The sequence below is a fragment of the Paraburkholderia sp. USG1 genome (assembly GCF_031570135.1).
GTDB classification, from domain to species: Bacteria; Pseudomonadota; Gammaproteobacteria; order Burkholderiales; family Burkholderiaceae; genus Paraburkholderia; species Paraburkholderia dioscoreae.
The window spans coordinates 54,027-71,379 of sequence record NZ_JAMWXW010000004.1; the positions used below are offsets into that span (position 1 = coordinate 54,027).

At 64.0% G+C, this 17,353-nt stretch carries 17 protein-coding genes and 1 riboswitch; of the genes, 5 read left to right on the plus strand and 12 right to left on the minus strand.

The window, feature by feature from the left end; translation table 11 throughout:
- Positions 1-82: 82 nt before the first annotated feature.
- Positions 83-1,294, minus strand: coding sequence for a D-amino acid dehydrogenase (locus NE850_RS06695; protein ID WP_165188420.1), 1,212 nt, complete (start codon positions 1,292-1,294; stop codon positions 83-85).
- 183 nt (positions 1,295-1,477) lie between these two features.
- A riboswitch (glycine riboswitch) is annotated at positions 1,478-1,571 on the minus strand.
- 209 nt (positions 1,572-1,780) lie between these two features.
- Between NE850_RS06695 and NE850_RS06700 the strand changes: the two genes are divergently transcribed.
- Positions 1,781-2,413 carry a LysE family translocator gene (locus NE850_RS06700; RefSeq protein WP_007177352.1) on the plus strand — a complete coding sequence of 211 codons (633 nt, stop codon included), beginning with the start codon at positions 1,781-1,783 and terminating at the stop codon, positions 2,411-2,413.
- 14 nt (positions 2,414-2,427) lie between these two features.
- Here NE850_RS06700 and NE850_RS06705 read toward each other — a convergent pair whose 3' ends face one another.
- The 4 genes from NE850_RS06705 to NE850_RS06720 all read right to left on the minus strand — a co-directional run bounded on the left by NE850_RS06705 (position 2,428) and on the right by NE850_RS06720 (position 5,729).
- Complete coding sequence (locus NE850_RS06705; RefSeq protein WP_007177351.1) at positions 2,428-3,684, minus strand: MFS transporter; 1,257 nt, start codon at positions 3,682-3,684, stop codon at positions 2,428-2,430.
- 263 nt (positions 3,685-3,947) lie between these two features.
- Positions 3,948-4,475 carry a GNAT family N-acetyltransferase gene (locus tag NE850_RS06710; RefSeq protein ID WP_007177350.1) on the minus strand — a complete coding sequence of 176 codons (528 nt, stop codon included), beginning with the start codon at positions 4,473-4,475 and terminating at the stop codon, positions 3,948-3,950.
- Positions 4,476-4,481: 6 nt separating this feature from the next.
- Positions 4,482-5,054, minus strand: a complete 573-nt coding sequence (locus NE850_RS06715) for an XRE family transcriptional regulator (protein WP_310698554.1) — start codon at positions 5,052-5,054, stop codon at positions 4,482-4,484.
- Positions 5,055-5,156: 102 nt separating this feature from the next.
- Complete coding sequence (locus NE850_RS06720) at positions 5,157-5,729, minus strand: lipocalin family protein (protein WP_007177348.1); 573 nt, start codon at positions 5,727-5,729, stop codon at positions 5,157-5,159.
- Positions 5,730-5,944: 215 nt separating this feature from the next.
- Between NE850_RS06720 and NE850_RS06725 the strand changes: the two genes are divergently transcribed.
- Positions 5,945-6,655, plus strand: a complete 711-nt coding sequence (locus NE850_RS06725) for a YceH family protein (protein WP_007177347.1) — start codon at positions 5,945-5,947, stop codon at positions 6,653-6,655.
- On the opposite strand, the gene NE850_RS06730 is transcribed toward NE850_RS06725, so the two are convergent.
- The 6 genes from NE850_RS06730 to NE850_RS06755 form a co-directional block, all read right to left on the minus strand.
- A complete protein-coding gene (locus NE850_RS06730) occupies positions 6,652-7,170 on the minus strand; it encodes an SLATT domain-containing protein (RefSeq protein ID WP_310698555.1) in 519 nt (172 codons plus the stop codon). The genes NE850_RS06725 and NE850_RS06730 overlap by 4 nt on opposite strands.
- 115 nt (positions 7,171-7,285) lie before the next feature.
- The gene (locus NE850_RS06735) at positions 7,286-8,566 is read right to left on the minus strand and encodes an acyl-CoA dehydrogenase family protein (RefSeq protein WP_007177345.1); all 1,281 of its coding nucleotides are present in this window, start codon (positions 8,564-8,566) and stop codon (positions 7,286-7,288) included.
- Between the two features lie 151 nt (positions 8,567-8,717).
- On the minus strand, positions 8,718-9,623 hold the full coding sequence (locus NE850_RS06740) for an ABC transporter permease (protein WP_007177344.1): 906 nt from the start codon (positions 9,621-9,623) through the stop codon (positions 8,718-8,720).
- Positions 9,624-9,625: 2 nt separating this feature from the next.
- A complete protein-coding gene (locus tag NE850_RS06745; protein WP_007177343.1) occupies positions 9,626-10,540 on the minus strand; it encodes an ABC transporter permease in 915 nt (304 codons plus the stop codon).
- A 115-nt stretch (positions 10,541-10,655) separates the two neighbouring features.
- A complete protein-coding gene (locus tag NE850_RS06750) occupies positions 10,656-11,951 on the minus strand; it encodes a PotD/PotF family extracellular solute-binding protein (protein ID WP_007177342.1) in 1,296 nt (431 codons plus the stop codon).
- Positions 11,952-12,056: 105 nt separating this feature from the next.
- On the minus strand, positions 12,057-13,115 hold the full coding sequence (locus tag NE850_RS06755) for an ABC transporter ATP-binding protein (protein WP_007177341.1): 1,059 nt from the start codon (positions 13,113-13,115) through the stop codon (positions 12,057-12,059).
- Between the two features lie 315 nt (positions 13,116-13,430).
- Here NE850_RS06755 and NE850_RS06760 point away from each other — a divergent pair, with 315 nt between their 5' ends.
- The 3 genes from NE850_RS06760 to NE850_RS06770 are packed head-to-tail and all read left to right on the plus strand — an operon-like array spanning position 13,431 to position 15,727.
- Positions 13,431-14,396, plus strand: a complete 966-nt coding sequence (locus NE850_RS06760; protein ID WP_007177340.1) for a polysaccharide deacetylase family protein — start codon at positions 13,431-13,433, stop codon at positions 14,394-14,396.
- Positions 14,393-15,127, plus strand: coding sequence for a GntR family transcriptional regulator (locus NE850_RS06765; protein ID WP_310698556.1), 735 nt, complete (start codon positions 14,393-14,395; stop codon positions 15,125-15,127). The genes NE850_RS06760 and NE850_RS06765 overlap by 4 nt, the downstream gene beginning before the upstream one ends.
- A gap of 9 nt (positions 15,128-15,136) precedes the next feature.
- Complete coding sequence (locus NE850_RS06770) at positions 15,137-15,727, plus strand: flavin reductase family protein (RefSeq protein ID WP_007177338.1); 591 nt, start codon at positions 15,137-15,139, stop codon at positions 15,725-15,727.
- A gap of 34 nt (positions 15,728-15,761) precedes the next feature.
- Here the strand turns inward: NE850_RS06770 and NE850_RS06775 are convergent, their stop codons facing one another.
- Complete coding sequence (locus NE850_RS06775; protein ID WP_007177337.1) at positions 15,762-17,348, minus strand: gamma-glutamyltransferase family protein; 1,587 nt, start codon at positions 17,346-17,348, stop codon at positions 15,762-15,764.
- Positions 17,349-17,353: the final 5 nt, after the last annotated feature.

Here is a 17,353-nt window from a genome sequence, read left to right on the forward strand (position 1 = left end):
GTGGCGGATTTTGCTCGCATTGGATGACGGCGGTGAGATCAATACAATCCGCCGCCGTCGGCAAAAAAATCCCGCCGCAAGCCTACCGGATCGCGCCCGCCAGCGCCTGCGCCGTCGCGGCCGACAACGTCCAGCCCAGATGCCCATGCCCGGTGTTGTAGAACACGCCACGCCGCTTTCCTCGGCCTACCTTGGGCAACATGCTCGGCAGCATCGGCCGCAAGCCCGCCCAAGGGACCACGCGCGAGGTCGACACCTCGGGGAAATAACGCCGGGTCCAGTCCACTAGCGGCGCAATCCGGTCCGAACGGATATCGCGGTTGAAGCCGTTGATCTCGGCCGTGCCGGCCACGCGAAAGCGATCCATGCCCAACCGGCTCGTGACGATCTTCGCGCTATCGTCGAGCAGACTCACCCAGGGGGCACGCTGCTGGCTGATCTCGTCGTCGAGACAGACGGTGATCGAATAGCCTTTCACCGGGTAGATGTTCACGTGGTCGCCCAACATGGCCGCAAAATCTCGGCTCTTCACGCCGGCGCACACGACGACCCGCTCGAACGCAAACCGCTGCGATTCGCCTTCGAGATTGACCGCCAGCGAAAAGCGGCCCTCGCCAGGCTGCTCGATCGACGTGATCTCCGCGTCGTAGTGAAACTCGACGCCGTGCCGCACGCACGCCTGAGCGAGACCGCGCGTGAACTTGTGAATATCGCCGGTCGAATCGGACGGCGTGAAAAATCCGCCGTAGAAATCGCCATGCAGCGTGGGTTCGATGCCATGCAACTCGCCCGCCGTGACCGGGTTGCGGTCGAGTCCGCCTTCGCGCAACAGTTCGTTCACCTTGCTCGCAGCGTCGAATTCCTTGCGGGTCTTGTAGATGTGCAGAATGCCGCGCCGCTCCAGATCGAAGTCGATGCCCTCGGTCTCGGCAATCGAAAACAGATGCTCGCGCGCGGCAATCGCGAGCCGCACGGTTTCGACCGTGTTCGCCCGGTAGTGCGGAATCTGCCGCAGAAATTCGCCCATCCACGAGTATTTGTGCCAGGTGGGCGCGGGATTGAGCAGCAGCGGGGCGTCGCGCGTGAGCATCCAGCGCAGTCCTTTCATGACGGTGGCGGCGCTGTTCCAGACTTCGGCATTGCTGGCGGACAACTGGCCGCCGTTGGCGAACGAGGTCTCCATTGCCGCATAGCGATGGCGCTCGAAGACAGTAACGTGGTGGCCGCGCTGGGCGAGGGCGTGAGCGGTCGTGACGCCGGTAATGCCGGCGCCGATAATGGCGATTCGTGACATGACATGGTCCAGAGTAGTTGAGCATCACCGGTGTCGATTTCGTGTCGAAACCGGCGCTGATGCCCCATCTGTCCATGTACCTGAGAGTTTCTTCTCCGCAGCGGCCGGCCCGATGCGAGCCGTGTGCGGGGAATCCCCTTCGGTGGGCGCACAGGCTATGCCGATGCGCCGCTCTCCAGATGTTCCTGCTGCGCGGTCCTTTTGCCTGAGAGTTTCCGGGGCGGTTGCTCCGTCGGCGTCGTCACGAACATCTGACGATCTCTCCCGCGCTGCATTGCAGAACGGCTCGACAATACCGGTCAAAATAATTCGCCGCAAGTGTTTCCTGCAATGCACCGTGCGAGTAGCGGTCTGAAACGGCACGTCTGAAGATGAATGCGGTTTCTACTCCGATGCGAATCTTTCAAGCCGGCTGTGGGGCTGAAAGCGCCCGCATCGGCTATATTTGGCGGCACTATCCGACTTTCATTCGCAAAGGAGAATGCCGTGCCCGCCCTCACAACGTTGCTCGCCTTCGGTCTGGTCTCGCTCGGCATGGTGCTCACGCCCGGGCCGAACATGATCTATCTGATCTCGCGATCGCTCTGCCAGGGGCGCCGCGCGGGTCTCGTTTCGCTTGGCGGCGTCGCGCTCGGCTACGTGTTCTACATGTTCTGCGCCGCATTCGGCATTACCGCGCTGCTGTTGACTGTGCCGTACGCGTACGACGCATTGCGTTTCTGCGGCGCGCTCTATCTGCTGTATCTGGCATGGCAAGCGGTCAAGCCGGGTGGCCGCTCGCCGTTCCAGGTGCGCGACCTGCCGCACGACAGCCGCCGCAAGCTCTTCACGATGGGGCTCGTCACCAATCTCGCGAACCCGAAGATCGCGGTGATGTACCTGTCGCTGTTGCCGCAGTTCATTTCGCCGGGACACGGCAGCGTGCTTTCGCAATCGATCGCGCTGGGCTGCGTGCAGATCGTTATCAGCGTGACCGTCAATGCGTTGATCGCGAGCATGGCGGGCTCGATTGCCGTGTTTCTCGCCGGGCGCCCGGTGTGGCTGCTGGTGCAGCGCTGGTTGATGGGCACCGTGCTTGCCGGACTCGCGGTGCGCATTGCGCTCGATTCGCGCCGCTGATTTTTTGCGGCGCGTTATCCGCCGCGCGCCGAAGCGGAGCCCGAGCCCGAACCGGAACCCGAACCTCTGAACACCCAGCCGTTGAACAGCGCCCCGCATAGCATCAACGCGCTGGTGATGAGAAACACCGACTGCATGCCGAAGTGCGCCCCGACAAAGCCGCCCGCGAGCGGCCCTGTGACCTGTCCCGCGTAATTCGCCGAAGTCGCGTAGCCGAGGATATAGCCGGCGGAACGGTCGGGCACGTTATGGCGGATCACGCTCGTAATGCACGGCAACAGGCCGGCCAGCGCGAGCCCCATCAGAAAGCGCAGCACCACCAGTTGCAGGCCGCTCGTGACGAACGCCTGCGGCACGAGCAGCACCGCGCACACGCTGAGACACGTCACGATCACTTTCGGCGCGCCGATCCGGTCGGCGAGACGGCCCACGCGCGAAGCCGCCAGCACGCTGCCGAGCGCGGAGGCCGACATCACGAAGCCCGACACGAGCGTGACGTGCCTCGCGTCGTGCACCAGTTGGCCGACGTACACGGTGATGATCGGCTCGATCGACATGTTGGCGAACATCAGCAAGCCGGAGGTGAACAGCATCGCCAGCACGGGGCGCAGGTCCGGCACGGTGGCCCAGCCGGTGGCCGCCCGCTCCTCGTGCGATTTGCCGCGTGTGCGGTCCACCGGTTGTTCCTTGACGAGCAGCGTGGTCGCAATGAAAGCACAGAAGATCATCGCCCCCGCAATGAAAAACGTATTGCGGATGCCGATCAGCGGCGGCAGCGCGCCGCCTACCAGCGGGCCGACGAGACTGCCCGCCATCACGCCCGAGGCCAACGTGCCGAGCGCCCAGCCGGTGCGTCCGCGCGGCGTCTGCGTGGCGATCATGACGGTCGCGCCCGACGCATAGCCGCCGACGAGTCCCGCCAGAAAGCGCAGTCCCACCAGTTGCCAGACATTCTGCGCAAGCCCGAGCAGGGACATCACGACGGCCATGCCGAGACTCGCGCGAATCAGGATCAGCTTGCGTCCGTAGCGGTCGGCCATGCGTCCCCACAGCGGCGACACCAGCGCCGCGGCGAGGAACGTCGCGCCGAACGCGACGCCCGACCATTGCACGGCGGCCGCGGCCGGATGCACGCCGAGCTGCTGCACATAGAGCGGCAGGAACGGCAGCAGCAGGGTCATCGCGACGATGGTCGTGAACGAACCGAACAGACAGACATAGAGATTGCGCTGCCAGTGGGGCGCGCCGTCGGCGGGAGTGGCTGAACTCATCGAGGCAGGATGGGAAGCGAAACGCACAGGGTCGGGCCGCACGCGCGGCGAAAAGACGATTGTGCCTGAGCGCGGCCAATCGGGCTGCGGAGGCGGGCGAAGTATGGCCGATCGTGCTCATTCAGTGTCGTCCGGTGCCACTCGGTGTCACTCGGTGAAGCGGACGCAACGCGGCCGGGCAGACACGCGGATAGATGTTCAAGTATTCGAAGACGGCCTGACGTACAACGGCACAACGGCACAACGGCACATCCACGCCTCACTCATAGCGCCTTGTACATAATGGTGGTCGCGTCGAATTCATCGGAATGCGTGTCACGCGCGTATCCCGGGATCACGCCCGCCGTGCGATAACCCAGTGCGGTATAAAGCGGCTCGGCGTGGTCGCCGGTTCGGGTGTCGAGCGTGAGCAGTCTGCGCTGCAAGCCATGCGCATGGCGTTCGAGTTCCGTCATCAGCGCACGCGCAATGCCCTGGCGGCGCAAAGCCGGATGCACCAGCAGTTTGCGCACTTCGGCGCGATGCTGCTGATTCGGCATCGTGTCGTAATCCAGCTGTACTGTGCCCGCAATCGCTTCGCCGTGACGCGCAACCAGCAGCACCAGGCTGCCGGCACGCAACGAAGCCAGCACTTTGCCGCGCCAGAACGCCTCACATTCGTCGATGCCGCACGGCATCACAAAGCCGACGCTGGCGCCGTCATGCACACAGGCGCGCAGCAGTGCGCCGAGTTCGGGAAGCTGACGCACGAGGTCGTCGGCGGAGAAAGCGGTGAGGGTGGTCGCGCTCATGCTGGCTCACACGATGAAGAGAATGTAGCGGGCCCCGCTGTGCGCGGGCGTCACGAAAGCGCTTGCGCCGAACAGCTGATAGCGCAGGCAGTCGCCGGGTTGCAGGTTGTGGCTTTGGCCGTCGACGGTGATCTGCAGTTGCCCTTCGAGCAGGATCAGATGATGTTCGAGGCCGGGCCGCGGCGATGCGTCGTAGGTGATGCGCACGCCGGCATCGAGTTCGCATTCCAGCGCTTCGCCGCTCAACGCCTGCGCGGGCGGCGACACGGAGCGCCGCCGGAAGCCGACGCTGGCGTCGGTCCAGAGCGGCTGGGCGGCGCGCGGCACGTGCGGCGCGAAGTCTTCTTCGACCATGTGCATGAGGCGCGACATCGGCAGGCCGTACGCCACGCAGAGCTTGCCGAGCACGCTCGCCGTGGGGCTCACGGCGGCGTTTTCGAGGCGAGAGAGCGTCGCGCGGCTGACGCTGCTGAGTCTCGCGAGATCGTCGAGCGACCAGTTGCGCTCGGCGCGCAGCGCCCGCAACCGCTGCGCGATGCGGCGGTCGATGGCGTTGTCGTCGGGGAGTGGGTTTTCCATATTCGGGAAATTATCTCGAATATGGAAAATGGTCAATCAGGAAAAAATGGGGCGGCCGGTGGGCGTGCTCCGATCGGTTCTCGCGCAGTCAAGGGACGCAGCTTACTCGTGCCTGGTCATGCGCAGCATTGAGGTGTCGTAACCCAGTGCGTGAACCCGCTCGATCAGCGCGTCTTTCACGCTTGCGGCAGGTGTCGCTTCGCGCGTCAGAATCCACAGATAACGTCCGCTCGGCTCGCCGACGATCGACCAGCTATAGTCGTCCGCGTGGTCCAGCACCCAGTAGTCGCCGAAGAAGAACGGGCCGAAGAACGACACCTTCAGCTTCGCAGTGCCCGAACCGGCGACGACTTTCGCGCGGCCCTTAGCCACGTCCGCCGGCCCGTTCACGGCGCCCTTGTGGCAACTGTTGATGACGTCGATCAGGCCGTCGTCGCGCGTGGCATAGTCGGCGGTGACGGCTTCGCAATCGCGCTCGAAGCCGTTTTCATAGCGCGCCAGTTCATACCATCGACCGAGATAGCGGCTCAGATCCACGGGTTTCGCCGGCTCGGGCACACGCGCGTTGCCGCTTTTGCCGGCCGGGCTGAACGCGCAGGCGCCGAGCAGGCACACTGCGCCGACCACGAGTGAAATGGCGCTCAGGCGCAGGACCGACTGGCGGCGTAAAGGCATCGAGCGACTCCATGAGTGAAGGACATTCGCTGGCAGCACGCCGCGTGCCAGATGGCCTCGCGTGCGCCATGCCGCAGCGGAGATTCGTACACCGCCACGACCTCGGCCGTTTATCATAGTGCCCACAAACCAGAACGCGCCGCCCGGCTGTGCAGCGGTAACGCACATCAGCACGTCATTCACGAGACCCGGCGGCTCATACCGCGACATCATCCATGAACTCCACTCCCGACACTTCCTCCCGTCCTTCGATCCGCGCGCTGACCTTGCTTGAAGGGCGCGTGCTCGGCGTGCTCGTCGAAAAGCAGCACACGGTGCCGGACAGCTATCCGCTTTCGCTCAACGCGCTGACCTTGGGCTGCAACCAGAAAACCGGCCGCGCGCCGGTCATGAACGCTACCGAAGCCGAGGTGCTGACCGCCGTCGACGGATTGAAACGCTTGAGCCTCGTAATGGAAGGCAGCAGCAGCCGCGTGCCGCGCTTCGAGCACAACATGAACCGGGTGCTGGGTTTGCCGAGCCAGTCGGCGGCGCTGCTTACCACCCTGTTGCTGCGCGGCTCGCAAACCGCCGCCGAATTGCGCCTGAACAGCGCGCGTTTGCATGGCTTTGCCGATATCTCGTCGGTCGAAGCGTTTCTCGACGAACTCGCGGCCAACGACCCGCCACGGGTCGTGAAACTCGCGCGCACGCCGGGCGAGCGCGAGAACCGCTGGACGCATCTGCTGTGCGGCGAGGTGAGTGCGAGCGAACTGGCGCAGCCGGGCGCCGAAGACGACGCGGTGCCGTTGTCCGCGTTCGAGGCGGTCAAGGCCGAACAGAAGCGCCTCGCCGATGAAGTGAGCCGGCTGCAGACCGTGGTCCGCCGCATGGCGGCAGAGCTGGGTATCGACGCCGGCGACCTTACTGCCGGCGAAGGCGCCTAAGCATCGCGGCTGCGCGGCGTATCCGCGGACAGCGTCCGCTGGGTGCGATGGAAAACGCGCGGCGGCACGTTGGGCGAATCTTCGGCCAGCCGGTCGAGCTCGTCGCGGATCGCGGTGAGATAGTGGCCGTCACGCGCATCGGCATCACCTGCAAAGACCGCTTCGAGCCGGCGACGCACCGCGCCATAGCGCGCACCGGCGGCGCGATGTTTTTCGGCGCGTTCGGCGTAGCGCAGGAAGGTCTGCAGCGCGGTGGAGACCGCGGCCGCCACGCTCACAAAGCCCACGAAGATCCTGAACTCGGGCGAGACAGCGGTGGCATGCAGGGAAGCGAACACCGCCGTCCCCACGAAGGCGGTCAACGCGGTTGCGAGCCAGCCGACCTGACGGTCGCGCGCCGATAGCAGGTCCGCCATGTCGTAATGGCTCATCTGGGATTCGCGCGCACGGCGGATCCACTTCAGCAGAAGCTGGTTCTCGTCGACCGGAGGCTCGTAGGCAGGCAGATTCTTCATGTCGCTCGTCAGGGCTGTTCGGTTGCGCAAGCTTAGCGCATGCGCCTGACAACACTGTGCCACATGAAGGCGGCGATCCGCATGCCGCCGCCGGTCTGCTGTCCTTATGCCGTCCTTATGCCGCCGCCGCTTGCGTTGCCGCAGCTATCTCCTGCTGCCGAGCCACCCCGAAGCGCTCGCTGTGCGCGTTGCCATTCAGGTAGAAGTCGCCGATCGCGGCCTCGCGAATGATCGCCGGATTGTGCGACGCCAGCACGCGCGCATTGCGCCAGTAGCGATCGAAGCGGCGCGCTTCGCTGGTGGCCGACGCGCCGCCGACTTCGAACAGCAGCGTCGCCGCCTGCAACGTCTGCTCGATGACGATCTGCTGTGCCTGGAAAGTCTGGATGTCCAGGTGGATGTAAGTCTGCTCGTCGGTGCGGCCTTCCTGGCGCGCGACGGAGACTTCATCGATGGCGCGCGCGAGTGACGTGCTGATGCTTTGCGTCGAATAAGCGAGGCTCGCGAGGCGCCCGACCACGCGATGCACGAGAGGATTGTCGCGCGGGCTCGAAGCACCCGGAACACCGAAGGTCCGGGTTCTGGCTTGCGTGAACGCGACCGCATCGCGCAACGCCGCGCGGCTGATCCCGGCGAGATTCGCGACATGTAGCGCCTGATAGTAGGCCGTGAGCAGGCTGTTGCGACGCGGCTCGGCAGCGTTATAGCGGCGGTAGAGGTTGTCGGGCGAGACCGGCACCCGCGTGAAGCGCGCCGTGCCGCTACCCGTGAGCCGTTGTCCGAAACCGTCCCAATCGTCGATACGTTCGAGGCCCGGCGTGCCGGTTTCGACCAGCACGCGCACGTCGCTCGTGCCGTCGTGCGCGGTGACGTCGACCCAATCCGCGTACAGCGTGCCCGTGGTGTAGTACTTTTCGCCGTCGAGATGCCATGCGCCATCCGTTTGCGTGAGACGCACGCTGTTGTTGGTGACGCCCGTGCGCTCGGACACCGCGCCGCCGACGATCTGGCCTTGCACGATCCTCGTGAACCAGCGCTCGCGCAGCGATTCGTCGCCGTTTTCCAGCAGTGCCTCGATAAAGCCGCCATGTACGCGCAGGATTTGCGGCAGATTCGAGTCCGCTTCGCCGAGACGCGTGACCAGCGCGAAGAATTGCGTGAGCGAGATGCCTTCGCCGCCGTACTGTCTGGGTACGCGCAACCGGGTGTAGCCCGCCTCACGCAGCCATTCCACCGGCTCGTAAGCGAGTTCGCGCTGCTGCTCGCGTTCGACCGCGCCTTCAGCGATCCGGGCGAAAACAGGCGCGAAGCGGCGCGTCAGCGGATCGTCGCCGAAGAGTTGCGCGGCGTCGGCGATGCTGTGTTCTGGGCTGGTTGGCGATTGAACTGCGGACATGGGTTCTCCGAAACGGGGTGCGCGTGGGGCGCGATCAGAGAACGGTAAGGGACGGGAACGGGTCGAGCAACGAAGTATTTGGCCGATTCTTAGCAGCAGGAGTGAAATGCCTGCCGGAAAGCGCCGCGACCGCCGCGGCGCGGCAGAAGGCCTACTTCAATCCCGCCACCGCGCGCCTGCGCGCCAGCCATCGCACGGCGAGCAGACATAGGCCCATCACCGTTAGCGACAACACCGTCGTCATGGTGCCGAGTGCGTAAATCACCGGCGTCGTCACCGACGTGGTGAGTCCCTGAAGCTCGAGCGGCAGCGTGTTCTGGTCGCCGATTGCCTGCGAGGTGCGGGCAATCTCGTCCCATGAGAGCGTGAAGCCGAACATGGCGACGCCCACCACCGAAGGACCGATGATCGGCAGCACCACATACCGGAAGCTCTGCCACGGCGTTGCGCCCAGATCGCGCGACGCTTCTTCGTAAGCCGGGTTGAAGCGGTTGAACACCGCGAACATGACCAGCAAACCGAACGGCAGTGTCCATGTGAGATGCGCGCCGAGCGCGGACGTGAAGAGACCCATCGAGGTGGTATAGGTATCGGCGAAAGACTGATGGCCCCACGCCGAGGCAAGGTACTTCACACCGTTATCCAGCAGGCGGAACGTCAGGCCGATGCCGAGCGAAACGATAATGGACGGCATGATCAGACTCGCAACGGAGACGTAGAACACCGCCGTATCGCCGCGAAACTTTCTGCGAAACGCGAGGCCCGCCGCGACGGAAAAGAGCACCGTAAGCACCGTAACGGCCACGGCGAGCCGCACGGAGCGGCCGAACGCGGCCCAGATATCGACGTCGCCCACCCCGTCGCGCAGTACCGAGAACCAGTGCAGCGACACACCGCGCATGGGAAACGTGAGGCCGCCTTCGGGGCCCTGAAACGACAGAATGAAAATGGTGATCACCGGTCCGTACAGAAACAGCACGAACAGGCCGAACAGCAGCGCGAGCCAGTAGAAACTCGCCGGGCGATGCTCGCGATGTTTGAGGCGAATGGCCTGCATCTTCACAGTTCCTTGCGAATGTCCACAACCCGCGTCAAACCCCACACGATCATCAGCACCACGGCGAGCAGAATGATCGCGTTGGCCGCTGCGGCGGGAAATTGCAGGTAGCCGGTTTGCACCTGAATGATCTTGCCCACCGACGCGATCTGTTGGCCGCCCATCACGCCGACCGTCAGGAAGTCGCCCATCACGATCGTGATGACGAAGATCGAGCCGATCACGATGCCGGTTTTCGACAGCGGCAGCACCACGTCGCGCACCACCTGCCAGCCGCTCGCGCCGGCGTCGCGCGCGGCTTCGAGCAGCGACCGGTCGATGCGCATCATCGCGTTGAAGATCGGCACGATCATGAAGAACGTGTAGAGGTGAACGAAGGCGAGCACCACCGAAAAGTTCGAATACAGCAGCCATTCCAGCGGCTGGTCGATCAGATGCGCGCCGAGCAGCGCCTGATTGACGAGACCGTTGCGGCCGAGCAGCGGCATCCACGAAATCATGCGGATCACGTTCGAAGTCCAGAACGGAATCGTGCAGACGAGGAACAGCACGGTCTGCATGCTCGTGGTGCGCACATGGAACGCGAGGAAGTAGGCGATCGAAAAACCCAGCAGCAAGGTCACCGCCCACACGATCGCGCAGAATTTGAGCGTCGACCAGTAGGTCTTGAAGGTGACGCAGATGTCCGTCATCGACGAACAGCCGTCGAAGATCGCCGCGTAGTTCTTCAGCGTGAACGCGGGGATGATCTGGTATTCGTTGAAGTCCCAGAAACTGACGATCAGCGTAATGACCAGCGGCACGATGAAAAACAGCAGGAAGGTCAGCGAGAGCGGCGTCGCCTGCAACCATGCCGGCGCGCGGCGGTGTTTGACGGGCTCGTCCTGCGCGTGCGAGGGAAGGTCGATCGTTGCCATAGGCGGATTTCTAAGGAATGACTTTGCGTTCAGACAGGCGGTGACAGCCGGCGCTCTGGGCGCCGGCTGTCACGTCGAACCGCGGCCTCGACTGCGGTATTGACCACGGTGTCCATCAGGCCGCGATGAACTCGTTCCACTTCTGGACCATGTAGATGTTCTCGTCCATCACCGCGTTCCAGCAGGCAATCGCGCCCATGCGCTGGTTGTACGAGCCGCCGTCGCGCACGGTGCCGGCTTTTTCGAGCAACTGGCCGTCCGGCGCCTTGATGTCCTGCGCGGCCGGCTTGCCTTCGATCCAGTAGTCCCACTCGTAGGGCTGCATGTGCGTCTTCGCGGTTTCGAGCACGCCCGAGTAATAGCCCTGACGCATCAGATATGCGCCCGCCCAGCCGTCCTGGAACCAGTTGACGAACTCATACGCCGCGTCGAGCTTCTTGCCTTGCAGCGAACGCGGGAAACCGAAGCCCGATGCCCACGAACGATAGCCTTCCTTGAGCGGCTGGAATTTGCAGGCGATCCCCATCGTGCGGACTTTCGTGACGGCGGGCGACCACATGGACTGGATCACCACTTCGCCCGAGGCCATCAGGTTCACGCTTTCGTTGAAGTCCTTCCAGAACGCGCGGAACTGGCCGGCGCGTTTCGCTTCGATCAGGATCTTGATGGTCTGATCGATCTCGGCCTTGGTCATGTTGCCCTTGTCGCCGTATTTCACGTGGCCCATCGCCTCGATCGCCATCGCCGAATCCATGATGCCGATCGCGGGAATGTTCAGCAGCGCCGCCTTGCCCTTGAACTGCGGATTGAGGAGTTCCGCCCAACTGTCGATGGGCCGCTTGATCAGGTCGGGCCGGATGCCGAGCGTATCCGCGTTGTAGGTGGTGGGAATCAGCGTCATCCACTCGGTGGGCGTGGCGGAGAATTGCGTGGAGCGCGGGCCGGTGAGGAACATCACTTTCTTCGGCGCGGTGCCTTGATCGCCGATCTTCTTGCCGTTGACTTCGCCGCGCGTGAGCACCGGCGTGATCTTGTCGGCGAGCTTGATGCGCTTCACGTCCATGCCTGCCAGCGTGCCGGCCGGAATCAGCTTCTTGAGCGCGAAGTATTCGGTGTCGACAATGTCGAACGAGTTGGGCTGCGTGATGATGCGTTTGGCGACGTCATCGGTCGTCACCGGCACGTATTGAATCTCGATGCCGGTGTCTTCCTTGAATTTCTTCGCGATGTCGGCGCTCTGATTGACCGCCGTGCCGAGGTAGCGCAACGTGATTTTTTCCTGCGCGTGCACGTACGGAAAACCGGCAATACCGGCTGCCGCGACCGCGCCCTTGATGAACGTGCGGCGCGACAGGCCTGTTTCCTTCCCATCCGTTGCGGCCGGTGCCGGGCTCTCGTTCGCTTCACTCATTGCTTTCTCCTCAGTTGACGTTCGATTGACGTTCGGTTTTTGCTTGCTGGAAGTCTCGTGCGCGGCGATGTCATACCGCTTCAATGCACAAAACTTCACCACTACTCAGGCCGCGAGCGGATGCGCGTCCTGTTCGTTCCACCAGACCACCACGCGAGCTTCGGGGCCGAGCCGTGCGGGGTCGTAATCGCCGTCGCTCACGAGCGAGATCAACTCAGGCGACCCGTCGAGCGGATCGAGCGTCATGCGCAGATGGGTGCCCTGGTATTCGGCTTCGCGCACTGTGCAAGGCACGCCGCCGATGCGCGTCATGCCGTTGTCGCCGCCGGCGTTCTGCACCGGCGTGATGCCATGCGGCACGATGCGCAGATGATCGGCGCGCACGGTAAACAAACGGCCATTGGTTTTGAAGACGTTATGACCGCCGAGAAAGCGCGCCACGAACTCGGTGCGCGGACGGTTGAAGACCTCGTGCGGCGTGCCGCTCTGTTCGATGCGGCCGTGGCTCATCACCACGACGAGATCGGCCAGCGCCATTGCTTCTTCCTGCGAATGCGTGACGTGCACGAAGGTAATGCCGAGTTCCTTCTGCCAGCGCTTGAGTTCGGCGCGCATCTGCACGCGCAGGAACGGGTCGAGCGCGGACAGCGGTTCGTCGAGCAACAGGCAGCCCGGCTGATTCAGCAATGCGCGCGCGAGCGCGACACGTTGCTGCTGGCCGCCGGAAAGCTGCGCCGGTTTGCGTTCGGCATACGCCGACATGGCGACCAGTTCCAGCAACTCGGCGGCGCGTTTGCGCCGCACATCTTTGGCGATGCCGCGCATCTTCAGGCTGAACGCGACGTTGTCGAGCGCGCTCAGATGCGGGAACAGCGCATAGTTCTGGAACACCATAGCCGTGCCGCGCGCGGCCGGCTCCGCGCGCGTGACGTTGCGGCCGGCGATCAGAATGTCGCCTTCGGTGACGGATTCATGCCCGGCGATCATGCGCAAGGTCGAGGTCTTGCCGCATCCCGACGGCCCGAGCAGACAGCAGTACTGGCCGCCGGCAATGCGCAGATCGATTGCGTCGACGGCAAGCGAGTCGCCGTATTGCTTCGACACGTGCACCAGTTCGATATCGGCGGCTTTGGTTTCGAGCACCGTTGAAACAGGCTGAATCATCAGGAGGTGTCCTCGTGAACGGCGAAGAGCGCGGCGCGCGAAAGCTGACGCTGCGCCCGAACGAAACCAGGCAAATGCAAGACATGTGCCATCCGTTGCATCGAACGGTGCGCCGATTGCCGACATACCGTTGTGCTTAACGTCTACGAGTTGGCTCATATTTTGCAAACGATCCGCAGCATCGATCGTTAGCGATTCAGGCGTTTCTTCTTGCGCGATCACGGTGCGTCTTCGGTCCGTCTCGGGGCATGATCCGGCCAATCCGGTTCATCTGTGACGCAACCCGTCGCGTTTCATCACCCATGGCTTCTTCAAATGAACGACACACTGAACATGCCCGCAGCAGCGAACCGCGCGCGCCAGTTGCTCGCCACGCACGGCCGCTTTGCGTACCGGCCGATCACCGACAGCGACGCATTCCGCTGGCCGGGCGATACCGGGCTCGCGGTCTATCTGGGCTTCAACATCGAACACTTTGCTTTCGGCGAAGGGCTGGGCGCGGCGCTCGGCCCGATCTCGCCGCAACCGGATGTACTCAACCACAGCTGGCGGGAGTATGGCAATCGGGTCGGCGCGTGGCGCTGCATCGAACTGTTCGATCAACTCGATCTGCCGGCCGGCGCGCTGATCAACACCGCGCTCTACGATCATTGTCCCGAACTGATCGAGGCCTGTGTGGCGCGCGGCGATGAACTGATCGGTCACGGCCACACGAATGCGCACCGGCAAAGCGATCTGGACGAAAGCGGCGAACGCGAGTTGCTTCTGCATTGCCGCGAGCGGATCGTCGAAGTGTCGGGCACGATACCGCACGGCTGGCTTTCGCCGTGGATTTCGGAGTCCCATCTGACGCCGGATCTGCTCGCCGAGACCGGCTATCGCTACACGCTGAACTGGTGTCACGACGACCGTCCCGTGCGGATGGCTACGCGCGGCGCGCCGCTGTGGTCGATACCATATCCGCAGGAACTCAACGATCTGCCGATGATGGTGGGCCGCCATATGGATGGCCGGGCCTTCGCCGATATGATCGTCGACCAGTTCGACGAGATGCTCGAACAGGCCAATCGCGGCACGCAGCCTCAGGCGCTCGTCATGGGCATTGCGTTGCATCCGTATCTGGTGGGGCAGCCTTATCGCTTACGGCATTTGCGCCGTGCGCTTCAGCATATCGCCGCGGCACGCGCCCGGGGCGACGTGTGGATCACCACGCCGGGCGCTATCGCGGACCATATGGACAAACTGGAGCGGGACGGCATCGTGCGCCCGCCCGTTGCATGAACGCGAAAGCCGGCGCGGCTACCGCAAAAAAAGCCCGCAAAGACGATGCGGATCTCGACGCGCGCATCTATCAGTCGATTTTCGACGGCGTGCTGAACCATCGTCTGACGCCGGGCACGAAGCTGCCGGAGCCCGAGTTGTGCCAACTGTTCGGCGTGGGCCGCGCGGTGGTGCGGCGCGTGCTGGAAAAGCTCGCGTATGACGGCATTGTCGTATTGCGGCCTAACAAGGGTGCGGCGATCGCCGAACCCACGCCCGAGGAAACGCGCGAGATCTTCGAAGCGCGCCGCTCCGTCGAGCGGATGCTGGTCGAGTTGGCGGTGCAGCGCGCGAATGCCGGGGATATCAAGGCGTTGCGTCAGCAACTCGCGAGCGAACATGACGCGATGCACCGCTTCGACCAGCCTTCGTGGGCGACGCTCGCCAGCGGCTTTCACATGCGCATCGCCGCGCTGGCGGGTAACTCGATCCTGCAAAACTATCTGAAGGAACTGGTCTCGCGCTGCTCGCTGATCGTGGGCGTGTATGAACCGCCGGGGCATGCACCGTGCGAACACGCGGAGCATGCGGCGATTGTCGATTGCATCGAGGCGCGCGACGCGGCCGGCGCGATGGCGCATATGGAAGCGCATCTGCGCGACCTCGAAGAACGGATCGAAACCTCGCGAATGCGCGGCGAAAAGAGCCTCGGCCAATTGCTCGGCATCACCGTATCCGCCACTTCCAACTAGGCAGCCGACATGGAAATCGATTTCGCAGCAATCACGGAATACCAGCGCTACAAGCTGATGGCGAGCCTGATCGTGCCGCGTCCTATCGCGCTCGTCACCACGCTCGGCGCCGACGGCACGATCAACGCCGCGCCGTTCTCGATGTTCAACATGCTCGGCGAGGAACCGCCGATCGTGATGATCAGCGTCAACCGCGTGGCCGACGGCACGCTCAAGGACACCGCGGTGAATATCGTGCGCACCGGCGAGTTCGTGGTGCATCTCGCCGACGAAGCTATCGCGGACAAAATGCATCGCTGTGGAGAACGGCTGCCGCCGAACGTGAGCGAACTCGCCGAAGTCGGCTTGACGCCCGTGCCGAGCTCGCACGTTGCGCCGCCGCGCATTGCCGAAGCGCCGGTCGCGTTCGAGTGCACGACATGGGAGACGCTGGAAACGACGAGCCGGCAGATTTTCATTGGACGTGTGCATCGGTTGCACGCGCGCGACGAGCTGATCGATACGGAAACGTGGCGCGTGCGCTTGCAACATTATTTTCCGGTGGGGCGCTTCGGCGCGAGCGACTATATAACCACGCGGGACCGGTTTACGCTTGGATGACGTGCCGGCTCGCATAACCCGGCATAACCGCCCATCAAACCGCCAGCGCACGCCCATCGCTGCGCGGATCATGCGCGCCCGAAGCCGACCCGTCCGGCTCGATGCGAATCACGCCGGGATGTCCCGCCAACGGACTCTGCGCCGCAATCGCGCTCACTTCATGGCCGCGCGCGGCGAGTGCCGCGAACACGTCGGCGCCGGCGTCCGCTTCGAGCTTCAACGCATCGCGCGTGTCGGAGAAGGTCTTGCCGAGCAGAAAACGCGGGCGGGCGAGGGCACTCAACGGATCCATGCCGTAGTCGATCAGCCGCGTGAGAATCGCGGCCAGCGTTTGCGGCTGACCGTCCGCGCCTTGCGTGCCGAACAGCAGTTGCGGGCGGCCGTCCTTCACATACATGCCGGGGTTCAGCGTATGGAAAGGCCGCTTGCAGGGCTGCACGGCGTTATGATGCGCGGGGTTCGTGCTGAACGACGCGCCGCGGTTGTGCCACAGAATGCCGGTCTCGCCCGCCACCACGCCGCTGCCCCAATCGAAGTACACCGTTTGCAGCACGCTCACGCTGCGGCCTTCACGATCCGTTGCGCCGACGAACACCGTATCGCCCGGCCGGAACACGTGCGGCCATGCACGCGCTTCGTGCAGGTCGATGGAACGCGCATGGGCGTCGAGCGTGGCAGGTGACAGCATGTCATTCACAGGCACGCTGTTGAACTCCGGATCGCAGACGAAGCGGTCACGCTCCACGAACGCGCGCTTTACCGCTTCCACCAGCAGGTGATAGTAGTCGGCGCTGCCTTCCGGAATCGACGCAAGGTCGAAGCGCTCCAGCGTGCCCATGATCTGCAAGGTCGTCACGCCTTGCGTGGGCGGCTGCAGGCTCACCAGTTCGCCGCCGCGATAGGCGACACGCAATGGCGGTTCGTTACGAGCGCGCGTGCGGGCGAGGTCGGTAGAGCTGAGCGGCGAACCCGCTTGCTGAAGACCATAGGCGATTCGCTCGGCCAGTTCGCCGTCGTAAAACTCGCGCGCGCCGAAACGCGCAATACGGTCGATGCTTTTGGCCAATGCCGGCTGCATGAAGCGCTCGTCAATCGCGGGAATGCGGCCGTGCGGCGCGAAGGTTGCCGCGAAACCGGGCAACGTGCGCAGTTCGTCGGCGCGCATGGTTTGCCAGAAGTGCTGCGACGGCGTCACGGGAAAACCGTCGGCGGCGAGTTCGAGCGCGCGGTCGAACAACGACGACCACGACTGCTTGCCGCCCCACGCGTTCTGGCTGATTTCGTAAGCCTGATGCCAGGTATCGACGGTCGCCGCAGTCGTGATTGCCGACGCCGCACCGCGCAACGGAATCGCGTCGCCGAACGCAGGCAATTGCGCCGCGGCCTGGCCGATGCCCGACACCGTGCGCAGCATTCCTTGCCGGTCGCCGATCACCCAGAAGGCGTCGCCGCCGAGTCCCGTGAAGTGCGGGTACGTCACGCATAGCGCGGCGCCGATCGCGATGGCGGCTTCGATGGCATTGCCGCCCGCGCGCAGGACGTCGCGGCCCGCTTCGCTCGCCAACGCGTGCGGGCTGGTGACCATGCCGCCGTGCGTGCCGGCGGGTTTCAGATTGTGCATCGAGG

Excerpts from the sequence above, each read along its gene's own strand:
- NE850_RS06695 (WP_165188420.1), bottom strand. The coding sequence starts at position 1,294 with ATGTCACGAATCGCCATTATCGGCGCCGGCATTACCGGCGTCACGACC.
- NE850_RS06710 (WP_007177350.1), bottom strand. The coding sequence starts at position 4,475 with ATGAGCGCGACCACCCTCACCGCTTTCTCCGCCGACGACCTCGTGCGT.
- NE850_RS06765 (WP_310698556.1), top strand. The coding sequence starts at position 14,393 with ATGAACGCGAAAGCCGGCGCGGCTACCGCAAAAAAAGCCCGCAAAGAC.
- NE850_RS06715 (WP_310698554.1), bottom strand. The coding sequence starts at position 5,054 with ATGGAAAACCCACTCCCCGACGACAACGCCATCGACCGCCGCATCGCG.
- NE850_RS06735 (WP_007177345.1), bottom strand. The coding sequence starts at position 8,566 with ATGTCCGCAGTTCAATCGCCAACCAGCCCAGAACACAGCATCGCCGAC.
- NE850_RS06720 (WP_007177348.1), bottom strand. The coding sequence starts at position 5,729 with ATGCCTTTACGCCGCCAGTCGGTCCTGCGCCTGAGCGCCATTTCACTC.
- NE850_RS06745 (WP_007177343.1), bottom strand. The coding sequence starts at position 10,540 with ATGGCAACGATCGACCTTCCCTCGCACGCGCAGGACGAGCCCGTCAAA.
- NE850_RS06760 (WP_007177340.1), top strand. The coding sequence starts at position 13,431 with ATGAACGACACACTGAACATGCCCGCAGCAGCGAACCGCGCGCGCCAG.
- NE850_RS06755 (WP_007177341.1), bottom strand. The coding sequence starts at position 13,115 with ATGATTCAGCCTGTTTCAACGGTGCTCGAAACCAAAGCCGCCGATATC.
- NE850_RS06730 (WP_310698555.1), bottom strand. The coding sequence starts at position 7,170 with ATGAAGAATCTGCCTGCCTACGAGCCTCCGGTCGACGAGAACCAGCTT.
- NE850_RS06775 (WP_007177337.1), bottom strand. The coding sequence starts at position 17,348 with ATGCACAATCTGAAACCCGCCGGCACGCACGGCGGCATGGTCACCAGC.
- NE850_RS06725 (WP_007177347.1), top strand. The coding sequence starts at position 5,945 with ATGAACTCCACTCCCGACACTTCCTCCCGTCCTTCGATCCGCGCGCTG.
- NE850_RS06770 (WP_007177338.1), top strand. The coding sequence starts at position 15,137 with ATGGAAATCGATTTCGCAGCAATCACGGAATACCAGCGCTACAAGCTG.
- NE850_RS06750 (WP_007177342.1), bottom strand. The coding sequence starts at position 11,951 with ATGAGTGAAGCGAACGAGAGCCCGGCACCGGCCGCAACGGATGGGAAG.
- NE850_RS06705 (WP_007177351.1), bottom strand. The coding sequence starts at position 3,684 with ATGAGTTCAGCCACTCCCGCCGACGGCGCGCCCCACTGGCAGCGCAAT.
- NE850_RS06740 (WP_007177344.1), bottom strand. The coding sequence starts at position 9,623 with ATGCAGGCCATTCGCCTCAAACATCGCGAGCATCGCCCGGCGAGTTTC.